Here is an 18337-nt window from a genome sequence, read left to right as displayed (position 1 = left end):
TGAGAAAAATCTCGGCGATGGCGCAATTCTACTCTGCAAAGCGACGCGTGACGACGCGTCAAATCATCACTGTTGAAGCCACGGACCTCGATCCGTTTGGTCAGGGAGTGGCACGTCACAATGGTAAGGCTCTGTTTATAACAGGTTTACTGCCAACAGAACGAGCAGAAATTACGCTGACGGAAGATAAACGCCAGTTCGCGCGCGGGCAGGTTAAGCGTCGCCTCAACGATAGCCCGGAGCGCGTGAATCCCCGCTGCCCACATTTTGGCGTTTGTGGGGGCTGCCAGCAACAGCACGCGAGCACAGAATTACAGCAAAAAAGCAAAAGCCGCGCGCTGGCGCGTCTGCTTAAACATGACGTTAATGAAATTCTCGCCGATGAGCCCTGGGGCTATCGTCGGCGCGCACGCCTGAGCCTCAGCTATCAGCCAAAAACGGATCGGCTGGAGATGGGGTTTCGCAAGGCCGGCTCCAGCGACATCGTTGATGTGAAGCAGTGCCCCATTTTGGTGCCCCATCTTGAGGCATTGCTTCCGGATGTGCGCACCTGCCTCTCCGGGCTGGACGGCATTCGCCATCTCGGGCATGTCGAACTGGTCATGGCCAACAATGGGCCGCTGATGGTCCTGCGCCATACCGCGCCGTTGTCGAAAAAAGATCGCGAAAAACTGGAACGCTTTTCGCATTCACACGACCTGGCGCTTTTCCTTGCACCACAAAGCGAGATACTTGAGCAGGTTACCGGTGAGGTGCCCTGGTATGCGTCAAACGGACTACGCTTAACGTTCAGCCCGCGGGATTTCATTCAGGTGAATGACGGTGTTAACCAGCAGATGGTTGAGAAAGCGCTGGCGTGGCTGGATGTTCAGAAAAGCGATCGGGTGCTCGATCTGTTCTGCGGAATGGGCAACTTCACGCTGCCGCTGGCGCGAAAAGCGGCCAGCGTCGTCGGCGTGGAAGGCGTTGAGGCGCTGGTGGCGAAAGGGCAGGAGAACGCACAGCAGAACGGCTTGCAAAATGTGACATTCTTTCATCAAAATCTTGAGGAAGATGTCACCCAACAGCCGTGGGCAAAACAGGGCTTTGATAAAATCCTGCTTGACCCGGCGCGTGCCGGTGCCCCTGGTGTGATGGCACATATTATTAAACTCGCGCCAAAGCGTGTGGTCTATGTTTCCTGTAACCCGGCAACGCTTGCCCGGGACAGTGAGGCATTAATTAGCGCGGGTTACCAGATTCAGCGTCTGGCAATGCTGGACATGTTCCCGCACACTGGTCATCTGGAATCGATGGTGTTGTTCGAGCACATCTAATTTGTTTGGCTTGTCGACTTCGACAGGCCCTGGTCCCTAAAGGAGAGGACAATGGTTGCGGTAAGAAGTGCACATCTCAATAAAGCTGGGGAGTTTGACCCACAAAAATGGATCGCAAGTCTGGGAATTTCCAGCCAGCAGTCGTGTGAACGCTTAACCGAAACCTGGGCCTATTGTCTGCGCACCACGCAGGGGCATCCCGACGCCGATCTTCTCCTGTGGCGCGGTGTGGAGATGGTTGAAATCCTGTCCATGCTGAACATGGATATCGAAACGCTGCAGGCCGCGCTGCTGTTCCCTCTCGCGGATGCGGACGTGGTCAGCGAGGACGTGCTGCGCGACAGCGTCGGGAAATCCGTCGTCGCGCTGATCCACGGCGTGCGCGATATGGCGGCTATCCGCCAGCTCAAAGCCGCGCACACCGATTCCGTCTCCTCGGAACAGGTTGATAACGTTCGCCGGATGCTGCTGGCCATGGTGGATGATTTCCGCTGCGTGGTCATCAAGCTGGCCGAGCGTATTGCCCACCTGCGCGAGGTGAAGGATGCGCCGGAAGACGAGCGCGTGCTCGCCGCCAAAGAGTGTACAAACATCTATGCGCCGCTGGCGAACCGCTTAGGGATTGGTCAGCTGAAATGGGAGCTGGAAGATTACTGCTTCCGCTATCTGCACCCGGCGGAATATAAACGTATTGCCAAACTCCTGCACGAGCGCCGCATCGACCGCGAGCACTATATCGAGGAATTTGTCGGTGGCTTGCGCCAGTCGATGAAAGAAGAGAACGTGCGCGCCGAAGTCTACGGGCGGCCTAAGCATATCTACAGCATCTGGCGCAAAATGCAGAAGAAACACCTCGCCTTTGACGAGCTGTTTGACGTGCGCGCCGTGCGTATCGTGGCGGAGCGTCTGCAGGACTGCTACGCCGCGCTGGGGATAGTGCACACTCACTTCCGTCATCTGCCCGATGAGTTCGATGACTATGTCGCCAACCCCAAACCGAACGGCTATCAGTCTATCCATACCGTGGTGCTTGGCCCAGGCGGCAAAACGGTCGAGATTCAGATCCGCACCAAACAGATGCACGAGGACGCCGAGCTGGGCGTCGCCGCGCACTGGAAATACAAAGAAGGCACGTCCGGCGGGGCGCGTTCAGGCCACGAAGACCGCATTGCCTGGCTGCGCAAGCTGATTGCGTGGCAGGAAGAGATGGCCGACTCCGGCGAGATGCTCGACGAAGTGCGCAGCCAGGTCTTTGATGACCGGGTCTATGTCTTTACCCCGAAAGGGGACGTTGTCGACCTGCCTGCGGGCTCTACGCCGCTCGATTTTGCCTACCACATCCACAGCGATGTGGGGCACCGCTGCATCGGGGCGAAAATCGGCGGACGAATCGTACCGTTCACCTATCAGCTGCAGATGGGTGACCAGATTGAAATCATTACCCAGAAGCAGCCCAACCCGAGCCGGGACTGGCTTAACCCGAACCTGGGATATGTCACCACCAGCCGCGGACGCTCGAAAATTCACGCCTGGTTCCGTAAACAGGATCGTGACAAGAACATCCTTGCCGGTCGTCAGATCCTCGACGACGAGCTGGAGCATATCGGGATAAGCCTGAAAGAGGCGGAGAAATTCCTGCTGCCGCGCTACAACTTCAACGAGCTTGACGAGCTGTTAGCGGCGATCGGCGGCGGTGATATCCGTCTGAATCAGATGGTGAACTTCCTGCAGGCGCAGTTCAATAAGCCAAGTGCGGCAGAGCAGGACGCGGCGGCGCTGAAGCAGCTGCAGCAGAAAACCTACGCGCCGCAGCAGCGCAGCAAAGACAATGGCCGCGTGGTGGTCGAGGGCGTGGGCAATCTGATGCACCACATTGCCCGCTGCTGCCAGCCTATTCCGGGCGACGATATCGTCGGCTTTATCACCCAGGGGCGCGGGATTTCGATTCACCGTTCCGACTGCGACCAGCTTGCCGAGCTTCAGTCGCATGCGCCGGAGCGCATCGTGGAAGCGGTCTGGGGTGAGAGCTATTCCGCCGGCTACTCGCTGGTGGTGCGCGTTACCGCCAACGACCGCAGCGGCCTGCTGCGCGACATCACGACCATTCTCGCCAACGAGAAGGTCAACGTGCTGGGTGTTGCCAGCCGCAGCGATACCCGCGAGCAGCTTGCCACCATCGATATGACCATCGAAATCTACAACCTGCAGGTGCTGGGCCGCGTGCTCGGCAAGCTGAACCAGGTGCCGGATGTGATTGACGCGCGTCGTCTGCACGGCGGTTAAACATCCTCTTACGTAGGCCGGGTAAGGCAACGCCGCCACCCGGCATTTTTTCATCAGGACAGTACTATGACTCAAATCGACCGCCTGCTCGGCATCATGAAACGCCTGCGCGACCCGGAAAACGGCTGCCCGTGGGACAAAGAGCAGACTTTCGCCACCATCGCCCCGTACACCCTTGAAGAGACCTACGAGGTGCTGGACGCCATTTCCCGTGAAGATTTTGACGACCTGCGCGGCGAGCTGGGCGATCTGCTGTTCCAGGTGGTGTTTTACGCGCAGATGGCGCAGGAAGAAGGGCGCTTTAACTTTGACGATATCTGCACTGCCATCAGCGACAAGCTTGAGCGCCGTCATCCCCATATTTTTGGCGATGCCACCGCAGGGAACAGCGCCGAGGTGCTGGCCCGCTGGGAGCAGATCAAAAGCGCCGAGCGGGCGGAAAAATCTCAGCACTCGGCGCTGGATGATATTCCGCTGAGCCTGCCCGCGCTGATGCGCGCGCATAAAATCCAGAAACGCTGCTCCGCCGTCGGTTTTGACTGGACCTCCCTCGGCCCGGTGCTGGATAAAGTGCACGAAGAGATTGATGAAGTCATGCACGAAGCGCAGCAGGCGGTGGTGGATGAAGCAAAGCTTGAGGAAGAGATGGGCGACCTGCTGTTTGCGACCGTCAATCTTTCTCGCCACCTGGGTGTAAAAGCGGAAACCGCCCTGCAAAAAGCCAACCTGAAATTCGAACGCCGCTTTCGCGAAGTTGAGCGGATTGTCGCTTTGCGAGGCCTGGAAATGAGCGGTATTGACCTCGAAGCGATGGAAGAAGTCTGGCAGGAAGTAAAGCGCCAGGAATCTGATCTCTAACGAAATTTTGCGATCAAGCGCAATTTGTGTGATTTTTTAAATGACAAGCGCTTGATTTGCGTCAAAAACATTTACCCAAAAGGGGCTATTTTCTCACTCCTTATGTTTGTCATGGCCTGGAATGGAGACGGAGAATGAAAGTTTGTGGCGCTCGCCGTGTTCGGGTATACTACTTTCCCGTCCTGGTTATTCCATCGTTTCACCCTAACTTCTCAGGTTCAGCATGACAACGAACTATATTTTTGTGACCGGCGGGGTCGTATCCTCTCTGGGTAAAGGCATTGCCGCAGCCTCCCTCGCAGCCATTCTTGAAGCCCGTGGCCTCAATGTGACCATGATGAAACTGGATCCGTACATCAACGTCGATCCGGGCACCATGAGCCCAATCCAACACGGGGAAGTGTTCGTTACTGAAGACGGCGCTGAAACCGATCTGGATCTTGGCCACTACGAGCGTTTCATCCGCACCAAAATGACCCGTCGTAACAACTTCACGACTGGCCGTATCTACTCCGACGTTCTGCGTAAAGAGCGTCGTGGTGATTATCTGGGTGCCACCGTTCAGGTTATCCCGCACATCACTAACGCCATCAAAGAACGCATTGTTGCGGGTGGCGAAGGCCACGACGTGGTGCTGGTTGAAATCGGCGGTACCGTGGGTGATATCGAATCTCTGCCATTCCTGGAAGCGATTCGTCAGCTGGCGGTAGATATTGGCCGTGAAAACGCGCTGTTCATGCACCTGACCCTGGTGCCATACATGGCCGCTGCAGGTGAAGTGAAAACCAAACCGACCCAGCACTCTGTTAAAGAGCTGCTCTCCATTGGTATTCAGCCAGACATCCTGGTTTGCCGTTCCGATCGTGCGGTGCCGGCGAACGAACGTGCGAAAATTGCATTGTTCTGTAACGTGCCTGAAAAAGCCGTTATTTCAATGAAAGATGTCGATTCCATTTATAAAATCCCGGGCCTGTTGAAATCGCAGGGCCTGGACGATTATATTTGTAAACGATTCAGCTTGAACTGTCCGGAAGCTAACCTGTCTGAATGGGAACAGGTTATTTATGAAGAAGCCAACCCGGCAGGCGAAGTGACTATCGGTATGGTCGGCAAGTACATTGAACTGCCGGATGCCTATAAGTCAGTGATCGAAGCGCTGAAACACGGTGGTCTGAAGAACCGTGTCTCTGTGAACATCAAGCTGATTGATTCGCAGGATGTTGAAACGCGTGGCGTTGAAATCCTGAAAGATCTGGATGCTATCCTTATCCCTGGCGGCTTCGGCTACCGCGGTGTAGAAGGCAAGATCGCTACCGCGCGCTATGCGCGTGAAAACAATATTCCCTACCTCGGCATCTGCCTGGGTATGCAGGTTGCGCTGATCGAATTTGCGCGCAACGTAGCGGGAATGGAAAACGCGAACTCTACGGAATTTGTGCCAGACTGTAAGTACCCTGTGGTGGCGCTTATCACTGAATGGCGTGACGAAGAAGGTAATGTCGAAGTCCGTACCGAGAAGAGCGATCTGGGTGGCACCATGCGTCTTGGCGCACAGGCCTGCCAGCTGACTGACGATAGCGTGGTTCGCAAGCTGTATGGCGAGCCGGTCATCACCGAGCGCCATCGTCACCGCTATGAAGTCAACAACATGTTGTTGAAACCTATTGAAGCCGCGGGCCTGCGTGTTGCGGGACGCTCCGGGGATGATCAGTTAGTCGAGATCATTGAAGTGCCAAACCATCCGTGGTTTGTCGCCTGCCAGTTCCACCCGGAATTTACTTCAACGCCACGCGACGGGCATCCGCTGTTTGCAGGCTTCGTGAAGGCCGCCAGCGACTACCAGAAGCGTCAGGCGAAGTAAAAAAAGTTAGAACGGCAACGCGTACCTTTGGTACGCGTTGTTTGTCTGGAGTTTTAGTTTAACTTGTACTGAGGAAAATCTAATGTCCAAAATCGTTAAAGTCATCGGTCGTGAAATCATCGACTCCCGTGGTAACCCGACCGTTGAAGCCGAAGTTCACCTGGAAGGTGGTTTCGTTGGTATGGCTGCTGCTCCATCAGGTGCTTCTACCGGTTCCCGCGAAGCGCTGGAACTGCGCGATGGCGACAAATCTCGCTTCCTGGGTAAAGGCGTACTGAAAGCGGTTGGCGCTGTAAACGGTCCTATTGCTCAGGCAATCATTGGCAAAGACGCCAAAGACCAGGCTGGCATCGACAAGATCATGATCGATCTGGACGGTACTGAAAACAAATCTAACTTCGGTGCGAACGCAATCCTGGCAGTTTCCCTGGCGAACGCCAAAGCGGCTGCGGCTGCTAAAGGTATGCCACTGTTCGAGCACATCGCTGAACTGAACGGCACCCCAGGCAAATACTCCATGCCTGTACCAATGATGAACATCATCAACGGTGGTGAGCACGCAGACAACAACGTTGATATTCAGGAATTCATGATTCAGCCAGTTGGCGCGAAATCCCTGAAAGAAGCGGTACGTATGGGTTCTGAAGTGTTCCACAACCTGGCTAAAGTTCTGAAAGCCAAAGGTATGAACACGGCTGTTGGTGACGAAGGTGGCTATGCGCCAAACCTGGGTTCTAACGCAGAAGCACTGGCTGTTATCGCAGAAGCAGTAAAAGCTGCAGGCTACGAGCTGGGCAAAGACATCACCCTGGCGATGGACTGTGCAGCATCTGAATTCTACAAAGACGGTAAATACGTTCTGGCTGGCGAAGGCAACAAAGCGTTCACCTCCGAAGAGTTCACTCACTTCCTGGAAGACCTGACCAAACAGTACCCAATCGTGTCTATCGAAGACGGTCTGGACGAGTCTGACTGGGCTGGCTTCGCATACCAGACTAAAGTACTGGGCGACAAAATCCAGCTGGTTGGTGACGACCTGTTCGTAACCAACACCAAGATCCTGAAAGAAGGCATCGAGAAAGGCATCGTTAACTCCATCCTGATCAAATTCAACCAGATCGGTTCCCTGACCGAAACTCTGGCTGCGATCAAAATGGCGAAAGACGCTGGCTACACCGCTGTTATCTCTCACCGTTCTGGCGAAACTGAAGACGCTACCATTGCCGACCTGGCTGTGGGTACCGCTGCAGGCCAGATCAAAACTGGTTCTATGAGCCGTTCTGACCGTGTTGCTAAATACAACCAGCTGATTCGTATCGAAGAAGCGCTGGGCGAAAAAGCACCATACAACGGTCGTAAAGAGATCAAAGGCCAGGCATAATAGCCTAAGCCTTAAAACGAAAATGCCAGTCGAATGACTGGCATTTTTTTTTGGCTATTTAAAATCAACCGCCATCTGCTCCGGAATGGTCAGCCCCTGAGTGGTTTGCACGCAGCGGGCGATATAATCCGTAAACCGGGGTGGCTTCGGCATCCCCATGCTCAGCAGCTTATCGTTGCTGAAGCGAACGTTAAGCGTGGCAAACGCACCGTATAACCGCATGGCTTTCAGCATCAGACGTTCGTTGCACGGCCCAAAAATATGTTTCAGCTCGCGACGCATTCTGACCAGCGTTTCGTAGCTGACCTGCGCATACTTATCACCGACGGGGGCTTTCTCCAGCGCCTGCGCCATTGCCTGATCGATATCCGCAAAGCGAACGCTGTTCTCTTCTCCCGCAGAAATGTGTACCACTTCTCCCGGACGAGCATTGCTGTTGAGCAGCATTAACATCGCGTCGGCGCAATAATCCACCGGAACAACGTCGATCCGGTCTTCCATTGAGCACATAAACTTCTGCAGCATCAGGCCCATGCTAAAGACCCAGAAAATGCTGCTCGACGGTGTGCAGCCGTGACGGGTATGGCCGACGACGATGGACGGACGGGCGATGAGCAGCGGCAGGTTCGGACACTCCTGGCGCATCAGCTGTTCGATGGTTGACTTCGAAAACGTGTATTCCACCAGGTGTTCCGCATTCTCTCTGAATTCGGCGCTTTCGGCGACCAGGGAATCCTGCTCCGGCGTGCATGACATCGCGGTGCCGACGTGGAGGAAACGCTGCAGTCCTGTGACCTGCTCCATACGGCGCGCCAGCGCGAGCGTACCTTCAACGTTGACCTTCCAGATCAGCGGGTTGTTACCAAATGAGGCGACGGCTGCACAGTTCACGACATGCGTGACCCGATCCAGACGGGGATCGTTCAGGAAGGCTTCAGGCTGGCTGAGGTCGCCAATCAGGATATTATCCACCGTCAGGGAGGCCAGTTTGTCCTCAGGAACGTTGAACTTGCGCATATTCTCCAGCACGCGCTCCAGCCCGCTCTGCGGATCGCCGGCACGCGCGAGCAAAAGGAGTTCTACGGATTGATCGTTGGTCAGGATTTTTTCAAGAACTGCACCGCCCAGAAATCCGGTCACGCCTGTAATCAATAACATCTTCATTAATACCGTCTCATTATGATTGATGAGGCGGATTGTAGGCGCGCAAAAGTAAACGGCATTTAAATAATAAATCGCCGAAACCGACAGCATCTTAAGCTTATTTTAAGGAAAGGAAATCGGGCGGATATTTTGGACATTAGCGGAAGGGTAAAAATTCACTCTATTAAAATTTAAATTTTAACTTATTGAATTTAATGTTTTTTATAGAGGCTTTCCCGAACGGTAAACTTAATTCAAAATGTAATAAATATAATAATTTGTTACACCAAACATTTATCAAATAAATGATTTAAACGCCACTTAACTAAAATCAGACGGCATAAATCGCAGGCTATTTTATTTAGCCTGCGAAGGATTTTTAGAGTAACAGAGGAAGCGTAGCGCTGGCTGTTTGTTGGCTAACGTCGCCGTAATGACCATCCAGCGCAATCATGGACGTGGTCAGCAGCTCGACCAGCAGCATCACCCCAACCTTAGCATTGAGTGCACCTGCGCTAAGGGGGCCCTCTGGTTTGGCAGCCACCAGCTGCATGTCGCTCAGAGACGCCAGCGGGCTGCGGGGCGTATTGCTGAGTGCCAGAACCTTAATGCCGCGCTTGCGGGCAAGCTTCACCACGTGGAGTAAATCCCGCGTTGAACCCGAACTGGAGATGGCCACAACCAGCGTCTCTTTCGAAAGCGTTGTCGCATTCATGGCCGCGCGGTGCATATCGCTAAACAGCTGTGCGGGTTTGCCCAGACGCAACAGCTTGTAGTGTAGATACTCCCCAAGGATCGCGCTGGCCGCGACGCCATAAATTTGCACGGATTGTGCCTGGTGCAGCGCCAGCGCCGCCTTTTCAAGCAGCGTGCGGTCGAGGAGTCTGGCGGTATCCTGCAAAGCCTGCACCGACTCATCCACGACGTTATCAATCTCATCTCCCGCCTGACGCGCGGGCTGGCCCTGCTGAATATCCAGCGCAAGCGCCATTTTAAATTCGTTATAGCCTTTGCAGCCCAGCGTGCGGCAAAGACGCGTGACGCTGGCCTCGCTGGTGTGGCTCTCGCGCGCCAGCTCGGTGATCGTCAGGTAGAGCACCCGGGCAGGATCGCTGAGGACAAATTCACCGAGTTTTTGTTGTGTTGGGCTGTACCCGGAAGCCTCCTGGCGTAGCTTCAGCAGCAGGTTTTCATGGTCTGACATGCTCGATCCTTAATGCGTTTCTCTGCGACTAGTGTGGCGGAAAGCGGGGGAAAGATGCCAGTCATTTTGAAAAAGTATGATCGTCGCCCTGGTTTTTGATGATAATTTTCACTATTAAATATTTATATGGTAAAAATTTTCATCGTTTAATGGGGGGATGAAAAAATGATGCAAATATTCAGTGGGGCTTCTTCAGGGGGATGGTTTGAAAAAGCGCAGCGCTTTGGCAAATCCTTTATGTTGCCGATTGCCGTGTTGCCTGCGGCGGGTCTGCTGCTGGGGATAGGCGGCGCGTTATCGAATCCCAATACGCTGGCGGCTTATCCGTTTTTAGACGTGGGCTGGCTTCAGGCCATTTTCACCATCATGAGCAGCGCAGGATCCATTGTGTTTGCGAACCTCTCGGTGCTGTTTGCCGTTGGGGTGGCCGTAGGGCTGGCAAAAAGCGATAAGGGTACGGCCGGACTGGCGGCATTACTCGCGTTTCTGGTGATGAATGCCACCATTAACGCGCTGCTGATCCTCACTGGCAAACTGGCGCACGACAACCCGGGCGCCGTGGGGCAGGGCATGACGCTGGGCATTCAGACGCTGGAAACCGGCGTGTTTGGCGGCGTGGTGATTGGTCTGGTGACCTGCACGCTCCATCATCGGTTTAATAAAATAGCGCTTCCGCAGTTCCTCGGATTCTTTGGCGGCTCGCGCTTTGTTCCTATTATCAGCTCGCTGGCGGCGATCCTCGTCGGTGCGCTCATGACCGTGGTCTGGCCGCATTTCCAGAAGCTGATTTTTGGTCTGGGCGGGCTGGTGGATGCCACCGGCTATCTGGGCACCCTGCTGTACGGCTTTATTCTCCGCATGCTGGGCCCGTTTGGTTTGCACCACATCTTCTATCTGCCGTTCTGGACCACCGCGCTTGGCGGCAGTGAAATCGTCAACGGTCATCTGGTGGAAGGCACGCAGCGGATCTTCTTCGCCCAACTGGCCGATCCTACCACGCGTCAGTTTTACGAAGGCACGTCACGCTTCATGTCCGGGCGCTTTATTACGATGATGTTTGGCCTGCTCGGCGCGTGCCTGGCGATGTACCACACGGCAAAACCCGAGAACAAAAAGCGCGTTGCCGGACTGCTGCTTTCTGCCGCGTTAACCTCGTTCCTGACCGGGATTACCGAGCCTATCGAATTCTCGTTCCTGTTTATTGCACCGGTGCTTTACGTCATTCATGCGCTGTTTGATGGGCTGGCATTCATGCTTGCACACATGCTGCATATCACCATCGGGCAAACCTTCTCCGGCGGTTTTATCGACTTCGTGCTGTTCGGCATTTTGCAGGGGGAGGCCAAAACCAACTGGATGTTCGTTCCGCTGGTCGGCGTGCCGTGGTTCTTCCTTTACTACTTCACCTTCCGCTACCTGATTAACCGCTTTGATTTTGCTACGCCGGGTCGGGAAAAGGAGGCGATGACCAATGAAGTGACCTTCTCGCAGAGCGAGCGCGCCGTTGCGGTAATCGCCGGATTGGGCGGAAAAGACAATCTGGACGAGGTGGACTGCTGCGCCACGCGTCTTCGCGTCACGGTGAAGGACGGCAGCAAGGTGAATGACGCGGCGCTGAAAGCCACCGGGGCGCGCGGCGTTATCGTGCGCGGTAACGGTGTTCAGGTCATTTATGGCCCGCACGTCACGATTATCAAAAACGAAGTGGAAGAGATCTTATCGTAATGAAAACTGTACTGGATAACCTGAAGGGAAAACTGGTCGTCTCCTGTCAGGCGCTGGAGAATGAACCGCTGCATAGCCCGTTTATTATGTCGCGGATGGCGCTGGCGGCGGCGCAGGGCGGGGCCGCTGCAATTCGTGCCAACAGCGTGGTAGATATCGAGGCCATTAAGCAGCAGGTCTCTTTGCCGGTCATCGGCATCATCAAACGGGATTACCCGGAAAGCGAGGTGTTTATCACCGCCACGATGAAAGAGGTGGATGAGCTCATGAGCGTCTCTCCGGAAATCATTGCGCTTGATGCGACGGCGCGGGAGCGTCCCGGCGGAGAATCCCTGGAAACGCTGGTCTCGCGCATCCGCTCACGCTATCCCGCGGTGCTGCTGATGGCGGATATCTCCTCCGTGGACGAAGCCGTGACGGCGCAGGCGCTGGGCTTTGACTGCGTCGGCACCACGCTTTACGGCTACACGGCGGAAACCGAGGGTCATACATTGCCTGACAACGACTGCACGTTCCTGAAAGCGGTGCTGGCGGCCGTGACGGTTCCCGTGGTTGCCGAAGGCAACGTGGATACGCCTGAACGCGCGGCCAGATGCCTGGCGCTGGGCGCGCATACGGTCGTCGTCGGCGGTGCGATCACCCGCCCACAGCAAATCACGGAACGGTTTATGGCGGCGATTGGCGCGCAAAGCACCGATGGAGCATGACCATCCGGCGGGGATCTGCGATACTTATCGTTTATCCCCTTTACTGAGATGACTATGCAGTACCCGATTAACGAGATGTTCCAGACCCTGCAAGGCGAGGGTTACTTTACCGGCGTTCCCGCTATTTTCATTCGTTTACAGGGATGCCCGGTTGGCTGTGCCTGGTGTGATACCAAACATACGTGGGATAAGCTCGCAGATCGGGAAGTGTCGCTGTTTAGCATTCTGGCGAAAACCAAAGAGAGCGATAAGTGGGGCGCGGGCAGTTCCGAAGATCTGCTGGCCATTATTGGTCGTCAGGGCTGGATGGCGCGCCACGTTGTGATCACCGGCGGTGAACCCTGCATCCATGATCTGACTCCGCTGACCGAGCTGCTCGAAAAGAACGGCTACAGCTGCCAGATTGAAACCAGCGGCACCCATGAAGTGCGCTGTTCACACACGACCTGGGTGACGGTATCGCCAAAAGTGAATATGCGCGGCGGGTATGACGTGCTGTCTCAGGCGCTGGAACGCGCGGATGAGATTAAGCACCCGGTAGGGCGCGTGCGTGATATCGAAGCGCTGGATGAACTGCTGGCCACGCTGACGGATGAAAAGCAGCGCGTCATTGCGCTTCAGCCGATCAGCCAGAAAGATGACGCGACGCGCCTGTGCATTGAAACCTGTATTGCGCGCAACTGGCGCCTGTCGATGCAGACGCACAAGTATCTGAATATTGCATAAAAAAAGCCCGGTGGCGCGAGCGCTTACCGGGCCTATGGTTCGATGCTCTTGTAGGCCGGGCAAGCGTCAGCGCCACCCGGCAAGCATCACTCTCCGCGATACACGCAGCCTGCCGTGCAGGTCTCTTTGATCATCACCGCGCTCAGCAGCGGTACCAGCGGCTTCATCTGATCCCAAATCCATTTTGCCAGCACTTCACTGGTCGGGTTTTCAAGGCCCGGGATCTCATTCAGGTAGTAGTGATCCAGACGATCGTAGGTCGGCTTAAACGCCGCCTTCAGCTCGGCAAAATCCATGATCCAACCGGTATGCGGATCAACTTCACCGGTGATCTCAAGACGCACCATGAACGAATGCCCGTGCAGACGGCCGCATTTATGTCCTTCTGGGACATGCGGAAGGTGGTGGGCGGCTTCGAAGGTGAAATCTTTAAACAGTGTGGTGGACATGATCGCTCTCAGTAATGCGGAAAAAACCGCCGCATAGTACCGGAAAGCACAATTTTTAGCATTAACTAAAACGGCTCTGAGCGGCAACCGCCTCGTATTCAGGGTGTTTATCGCTATTTGTTCTTTTATTTCATAATGTTATTTAATCGGTTTTATCGCTAAGCATGACAACCAAAACAGGTTAGTCCATTTGGTTATTTATTATTTCCATCCCTTCTTTAATTGTTATTATCCTCGCCGTTAACCTTATCTTCAGTTTGGATTTATTCGCTTAAAGTCCGCTTGGCTACTGGAACATAACGACGCATGACAACACAGGCCCCACCTTCAAATTTGCTTCCCCTGAACCCGGAGCAACTGGCGCGCCTTCAGGCTGCCACCTCTGATTTTTCTCCCACTCAGCTTGCCTGGGTCTCCGGTTATTTCTGGGGAATGCTCAATCAGCAGCCTGGCGCTGTGGCGGGTGCACCGGTAACGGCCGTTGAAATTCCGGCCATTACCCTGATTTCCGCCTCGCAGACGGGCAATGCCCGCCGCGTGGCCGAGGCGCTGCGTGACGACCTGCTGGCCGCCAAACTGAACGTGAACCTGGTCAACGCTGGGGATTATAAATTCAAACAAATCGCGTCAGAAAAACTGCTGGTGGTGGTTGCCTCTACGCAGGGTGAAGGTGAACCCGCTGAAGAAGCGGTGGCCCTGCACAAGTTCCTGTTCTCGAAAAAAGCGCCGAAGCTGGATGGCACGGCGTTTGCCGTGTTTGGCCTGGGCGATACCTCCTATCAATTCTTCTGCCAGTCCGGTAAAGACTTCGACAGCAAGCTGGCGGAGCTGGGCGCGGAGCGCCTGCTGGACCGCGTTGACGCGGATGTCGAATACCAGGCCGCCGCCGCCGAATGGCGTGCACGCATCGTTGAGGTGTTAAAAGCGCGTGTGCCGAAAGAGACGTCGGCGCAGGCCGCGTTCACCGCGACGGGTGCTGTTAACGACATCCACACCAGCCCGTACACCAAAGAGGCGCCGCTGACGGCGAGCCTGTCGGTGAACCAGAAAATTACCGGCCGCGACTCGGAAAAAGATGTCCGCCATATCGAAATCGATCTGGGCGACTCGGGCCTGCGCTATCAGCCGGGCGATGCGCTGGGTATCTGGTATCAGAACGATCCGGCGCTGGTGAAAGAACTGGTTGAGCTGCTGTGGCTGAAAGGCGACGAGCCTGTCACCGTTGACGGCAAAACCCAGCCGCTTTCAGAGGCGCTGCAGTGGCATTTCGAACTGACGGTGAACACCCCGAATATCGTCGAAAACTATGCCACCTTGACGCGCAGCGAATCCCTGCTGCCGCTGGTGGGCGATAAAGCGAAGCTTCAGCATTACGCCGCGACGACGCCGATTGTCGATATGGTGCGCTTCTCTCCGGCTCAGCTGGATGCCGATGCGCTGATCGGTCTGCTGCGCCCGCTCACCCCGCGCCTGTACTCTATCGCCTCTTCGCAAGCCGAAGTGGAGAGTGAAGTGCATGTTACCGTCGGCGTGGTGCGCTACGATATCGAAGGCCGCGCCCGCACGGGTGGGGCCTCAGGCTTCCTGGCGGACCGCGTGGAAGAAGAGGGCGAAGTGCGCGTCTTTATCGAGCACAACGACAACTTCCGCCTGCCGGCAAACCCGGAAACCCCGGTCATCATGATTGGCCCGGGCACCGGCATTGCGCCGTTCCGCGCCTTTATGCAGCAGCGCGCGGCAGATGAAGCGCCGGGTAAAAACTGGCTCTTCTTCGGCAACCCGCACTTTACCGAAGATTTCCTCTACCAGGTTGAGTGGCAGCGCTATGTGAAAGAAGGCGTACTGACCCGCATCGACCTGGCCTGGTCCCGCGACCAGAAAGAAAAAGTATACGTACAAGACAAACTGCGCGAACAGGGCGCAGAGCTGTGGCGCTGGATCAATGACGGTGCCCACATTTATGTCTGCGGCGACGCCAATCGTATGGCGAAAGACGTTGAGCAGGCACTGCTGGAAGTGATTGCCGAATTCGGCGGTATGGATGCCGAAACGGCGGATGAATTTTTAAGTGAGCTGCGCGTTGAGCGCCGTTATCAGCGAGATGTCTACTAATGAGCGAAAAACATCCAGGGCCACTGGTGGTCGAAGGTAAACTGACAGACGCCGAGCGCATGAAGCTGGAAAGCAACTATCTGCGCGGCACCATTGCTGAAGATCTGAATGACGGTCTCACCGGCGGTTTCAAAGGCGACAACTTCCTGCTGATCCGTTTTCACGGCATGTACCAGCAGGACGACCGCGACATCCGCGCCGAGCGTGCAGAACAGAAGCTGGAGCCGCGTCACGCGATGCTGCTGCGCTGCCGTCTGCCGGGCGGGGTGATTACCACCAAACAGTGGCAGGCGATCGACAAGTTTGCCGGTGAAAACACGATCTATGGCAGCATCCGTCTGACTAACCGTCAGACCTTCCAGTTCCACGGAATTCTGAAGAAGAACGTCAAGCCGGTGCACCAGATGCTGCACTCCGTTGGGCTGGACGCGCTGGCGACCGCCAACGACATGAACCGTAACGTGCTTTGCACCTCGAATCCGTATGAATCCGAGCTGCATGCCGAAGCGTACGAGTGGGCGAAGAAGATCTCCGAGCACCTGCTGCCGCGCACGCGCGCCTACGCAGAGATTTGGCTCGATCAGGAAAAAGTCGCCACCACCGACGAAGAGCCGATCCTTGGCCAGACCTACCTGCCGCGTAAGTTTAAAACCACGGTCGTTATTCCACCGCAGAACGATATCGACCTGCACGCCAACGACATGAACTTCGTGGCGATTGCCGAAAACGGCAAGCTGATTGGCTTTAACCTGCTGGTGGGCGGCGGCCTGTCCATTGAGCACGGTAACAAGAAAACCTACGCCCGCACCGCAAGCGAGTTCGGCTTCCTGCCGCTGGAGCACACGCTGGCCGTGGCGGAAGCGGTAGTGACCACCCAGCGCGACTGGGGCAACCGTACAGACCGTAAAAACGCGAAAACCAAATACACCCTGGAGCGCGTGGGCGTTGAGACGTTCAAAGCGGAAGTGGAGCGTCGTGCGGGCATCAAATTCGAGCCGATCCGCCCTTACGAATTCACCGGTCGCGGCGATCGCATCGGCTGGGTGAAAGGCATCGATAATAAATGGCACCTGACGCTGTTTATCGAAAACGGCCGTATTCTGGATTATCCGGGCCGTCCGCTGAAAACCGGTCTGCTGGAAATTGCTAAGATCCATAAAGGCGAGTTCCGCATTACCGCTAACCAGAATCTCATTATTGCCGGCGTGCCGGAGAGCCAGAAGGCGAAGATCGAGAAGCTGGCGCGCGATCACGGGTTAATGGATGCGGTGAAGCCGCAGCGTGAAAACTCAATGGCCTGCGTGTCGTTCCCGACCTGTCCGCTGGCGATGGCCGAAGCGGAGCGTTTCCTGCCGTCATTTACTGACAAGGTAGAAGCGATTCTGGAAAAACACGGTATTCCGGACGAGCATATTGTTATGCGCGTCACCGGCTGCCCGAACGGCTGCGGCCGCGCGATGCTGGCCGAGCTGGGTCTGGTGGGGAAAGCGCCGGGGCGTTATAACCTGCACCTGGGCGGTAACCGAATCGGTACGCGCATACCGCGTATGTTCCGCGAGAACATCACCGAGCCGGAAATTCTTGATTCCATCGACGAGCTTGTCGGGCGCTGGGCGAAAGAGCGCGAAGCGGGTGAAGGCTTCGGCGACTTTACGGTGCGTGCGGGCATCATTCGCCCGGTGCTCGATCCCGCAAGGGATTTCTGGGAGTAACCACGAGAGGTAATTATGTCCGTACTCGATCTAAACGCGCTTAACGCATTGCCAAAAGTCGAACGCATTCTGGCACTCGCAGAAACCAATGCCCACCTTGAAAAGCTGGACGCCGAAGGGCGCGTGGCGTGGGCGCTGGAAAACCTGCCGGGAGACTATGTGCTGTCGTCGAGCTTTGGTATTCAGGCGGCGGTCAGCCTGCATCTGGTGAATCAGATCCGTCCGGACATTCCGGTGATCCTCACCGATACCGGCTACCTGTTCCCGGAAACCTACCAGTTTATTGACGAGCTGACGGACAAGCTCAAGCTGAACCTCAAAGTTTACCGCGCGACGGAAAGCGCGGCCTGGCAGGAGGCGCGCTACGGTAAGCTGTGGGAACTGGGCGTTGAGGGCATTGAGAAATACAATGAGATCAACAAAGTTGAGCCGATGAACCGGGCGCTGAAAGAGCTCAATGCGCAGACATGGTTTGCTGGCCTGCGCCGCGAGCAGTCCGGCAGCCGGGCAACCTTGCCGGTGCTGGCGGTCCAGCGCGGGGTGTTTAAAGTGCTGCCGATTATCGACTGGGATAACCGGACGGTGTATCAGTATCTGCAAAAGCACGGGCTGAAGTACCATCCGCTGTGGGACCAGGGCTATCTGTCGGTGGGTGACACCCACACCACGCGCAAATGGGAACCGGGAATGGCGGAAGAAGAGACGCGATTCTTTGGGCTGAAGCGCGAGTGCGGGCTGCACGAAGGGTGATCCTTTATCCTCCCCCTCACCCTAACCCTCTCCCCAAAGGGGAGAGGGGATTGCCCGGAGCCGTCTTTTCTCCCTCGCCCCTTTGGTGAGAGGGCAGGGGTGAGGGGAAA

14 protein-coding genes are annotated in these 18337 nt (G+C 55.8%); 11 read left to right on the top strand and 3 right to left on the bottom strand.

Going from position 1 to position 18337, the window contains the following annotated elements; translation table 11 throughout:
- The first annotated feature begins 17 nt into the window (after window positions 1-17).
- The 5 genes from rlmD (at window position 18) to eno (ending at window position 7699) form a co-directional block, all read left to right on the top strand.
- On the top strand, window positions 18-1316 hold the full coding sequence (rlmD, locus tag BM007_RS09780) for a 23S rRNA (uracil(1939)-C(5))-methyltransferase RlmD (protein WP_032648099.1): 1299 nt from the start codon (window positions 18-20) through the stop codon (window positions 1314-1316).
- Window positions 1317-1367: 51 nt separating this feature from the next.
- Window positions 1368-3599, top strand: coding sequence for a GTP diphosphokinase (gene relA, locus BM007_RS09775; RefSeq protein WP_024909268.1), 2232 nt, complete (start codon window positions 1368-1370; stop codon window positions 3597-3599).
- A 66-nt stretch (window positions 3600-3665) separates the two neighbouring features.
- Window positions 3666-4457 carry a nucleoside triphosphate pyrophosphohydrolase gene (gene mazG / locus BM007_RS09770; RefSeq protein WP_090418489.1) on the top strand — a complete coding sequence of 264 codons (792 nt, stop codon included), beginning with the start codon at window positions 3666-3668 and terminating at the stop codon, window positions 4455-4457.
- Window positions 4458-4680: 223 nt separating this feature from the next.
- Complete coding sequence (gene pyrG / locus BM007_RS09765) at window positions 4681-6318, top strand: glutamine hydrolyzing CTP synthase (RefSeq protein WP_090418486.1); 1638 nt, start codon at window positions 4681-4683, stop codon at window positions 6316-6318.
- Between the two features lie 82 nt (window positions 6319-6400).
- Window positions 6401-7699, top strand: a complete 1299-nt coding sequence (gene eno, locus BM007_RS09760; RefSeq protein WP_024909267.1) for a phosphopyruvate hydratase — start codon at window positions 6401-6403, stop codon at window positions 7697-7699.
- Between the two features lie 54 nt (window positions 7700-7753).
- Here the strand turns inward: eno and BM007_RS09755 are convergent, their stop codons facing one another.
- A complete protein-coding gene (locus BM007_RS09755) occupies window positions 7754-8863 on the bottom strand; it encodes an SDR family oxidoreductase (protein WP_032648092.1) in 1110 nt (369 codons plus the stop codon).
- A 358-nt stretch (window positions 8864-9221) separates the two neighbouring features.
- Entirely contained in the window at window positions 9222-10046 is an 825-nt protein-coding gene (locus tag BM007_RS09750) for a MurR/RpiR family transcriptional regulator (RefSeq protein WP_090418483.1), read from the bottom strand.
- 165 nt (window positions 10047-10211) lie between these two features.
- On the opposite strand from BM007_RS09750, the gene BM007_RS09745 reads away from it, so the two are divergent.
- The 3 genes from BM007_RS09745 to queE are packed head-to-tail and all read left to right on the top strand — an operon-like array spanning window position 10212 to window position 13204.
- Entirely contained in the window at window positions 10212-11771 is a 1560-nt protein-coding gene (locus BM007_RS09745) for a maltose/glucose-specific PTS transporter subunit IIC (protein WP_090418480.1), read from the top strand.
- Window positions 11771-12478 carry an N-acetylmannosamine-6-phosphate 2-epimerase gene (locus BM007_RS09740; RefSeq protein ID WP_024909263.1) on the top strand — a complete coding sequence of 236 codons (708 nt, stop codon included), beginning with the start codon at window positions 11771-11773 and terminating at the stop codon, window positions 12476-12478. Before BM007_RS09745 ends, BM007_RS09740 begins: the two co-directional genes overlap by 1 nt.
- Before the next feature lie 54 nt (window positions 12479-12532).
- Complete coding sequence (gene queE, locus BM007_RS09735; protein ID WP_090418477.1) at window positions 12533-13204, top strand: 7-carboxy-7-deazaguanine synthase QueE; 672 nt, start codon at window positions 12533-12535, stop codon at window positions 13202-13204.
- Between the two features lie 86 nt (window positions 13205-13290).
- Here the strand turns inward: queE and queD are convergent, their stop codons facing one another.
- Window positions 13291-13653, bottom strand: coding sequence for a 6-carboxytetrahydropterin synthase QueD (gene queD / locus BM007_RS09730; protein WP_014885039.1), 363 nt, complete (start codon window positions 13651-13653; stop codon window positions 13291-13293).
- A 306-nt stretch (window positions 13654-13959) separates the two neighbouring features.
- Here queD and cysJ point away from each other — a divergent pair, with 306 nt between their 5' ends.
- From cysJ to cysH, 3 genes are read left to right on the top strand one after another with little or no spacing between them, the layout of a single operon-like run.
- The gene (gene cysJ, locus BM007_RS09725; protein ID WP_090418474.1) at window positions 13960-15765 is read left to right on the top strand and encodes an NADPH-dependent assimilatory sulfite reductase flavoprotein subunit; all 1806 of its coding nucleotides are present in this window, start codon (window positions 13960-13962) and stop codon (window positions 15763-15765) included.
- A complete protein-coding gene (cysI, locus tag BM007_RS09720; protein WP_032648087.1) occupies window positions 15765-17477 on the top strand; it encodes an assimilatory sulfite reductase (NADPH) hemoprotein subunit in 1713 nt (570 codons plus the stop codon). Before cysJ ends, cysI begins: the two co-directional genes overlap by 1 nt.
- Before the next feature lie 15 nt (window positions 17478-17492).
- Window positions 17493-18227 carry a phosphoadenosine phosphosulfate reductase gene (gene cysH / locus BM007_RS09715; protein WP_090418471.1) on the top strand — a complete coding sequence of 245 codons (735 nt, stop codon included), beginning with the start codon at window positions 17493-17495 and terminating at the stop codon, window positions 18225-18227.
- Window positions 18228-18337: the final 110 nt, after the last annotated feature.

The sequence above is a fragment of the Enterobacter sp. NFIX59 genome, assembly GCF_900113755.1.
In the GTDB taxonomy this organism is placed as follows: Bacteria; Pseudomonadota; Gammaproteobacteria; order Enterobacterales; family Enterobacteriaceae; genus Enterobacter; species Enterobacter pseudoroggenkampii.
Note: the sequence above shows the minus strand (reverse complement) of the source record. Positions and strands in the feature narration are given on the sequence as shown.

Bases quoted from the DNA above. Each gene is read 5' to 3' on its own strand.
- rlmD (WP_032648099.1), top strand. From the start codon at position 18: ATGGCGCAATTCTACTCTGCAAAGCGACGCGTGACGACGCGTCAAATC.
- relA (WP_024909268.1), top strand. From the start codon at position 1,368: ATGGTTGCGGTAAGAAGTGCACATCTCAATAAAGCTGGGGAGTTTGAC.
- mazG (WP_090418489.1), top strand. From the start codon at position 3,666: ATGACTCAAATCGACCGCCTGCTCGGCATCATGAAACGCCTGCGCGAC.
- pyrG (WP_090418486.1), top strand. From the start codon at position 4,681: ATGACAACGAACTATATTTTTGTGACCGGCGGGGTCGTATCCTCTCTG.
- eno (WP_024909267.1), top strand. From the start codon at position 6,401: ATGTCCAAAATCGTTAAAGTCATCGGTCGTGAAATCATCGACTCCCGT.
- BM007_RS09755 (WP_032648092.1), bottom strand. From the start codon at position 8,863: ATGAAGATGTTATTGATTACAGGCGTGACCGGATTTCTGGGCGGTGCA.
- BM007_RS09750 (WP_090418483.1), bottom strand. From the start codon at position 10,046: ATGTCAGACCATGAAAACCTGCTGCTGAAGCTACGCCAGGAGGCTTCC.
- BM007_RS09745 (WP_090418480.1), top strand. From the start codon at position 10,212: ATGATGCAAATATTCAGTGGGGCTTCTTCAGGGGGATGGTTTGAAAAA.
- BM007_RS09740 (WP_024909263.1), top strand. From the start codon at position 11,771: ATGAAAACTGTACTGGATAACCTGAAGGGAAAACTGGTCGTCTCCTGT.
- queE (WP_090418477.1), top strand. From the start codon at position 12,533: ATGCAGTACCCGATTAACGAGATGTTCCAGACCCTGCAAGGCGAGGGT.
- queD (WP_014885039.1), bottom strand. From the start codon at position 13,653: ATGTCCACCACACTGTTTAAAGATTTCACCTTCGAAGCCGCCCACCAC.
- cysJ (WP_090418474.1), top strand. From the start codon at position 13,960: ATGACAACACAGGCCCCACCTTCAAATTTGCTTCCCCTGAACCCGGAG.
- cysI (WP_032648087.1), top strand. From the start codon at position 15,765: ATGAGCGAAAAACATCCAGGGCCACTGGTGGTCGAAGGTAAACTGACA.
- cysH (WP_090418471.1), top strand. From the start codon at position 17,493: ATGTCCGTACTCGATCTAAACGCGCTTAACGCATTGCCAAAAGTCGAA.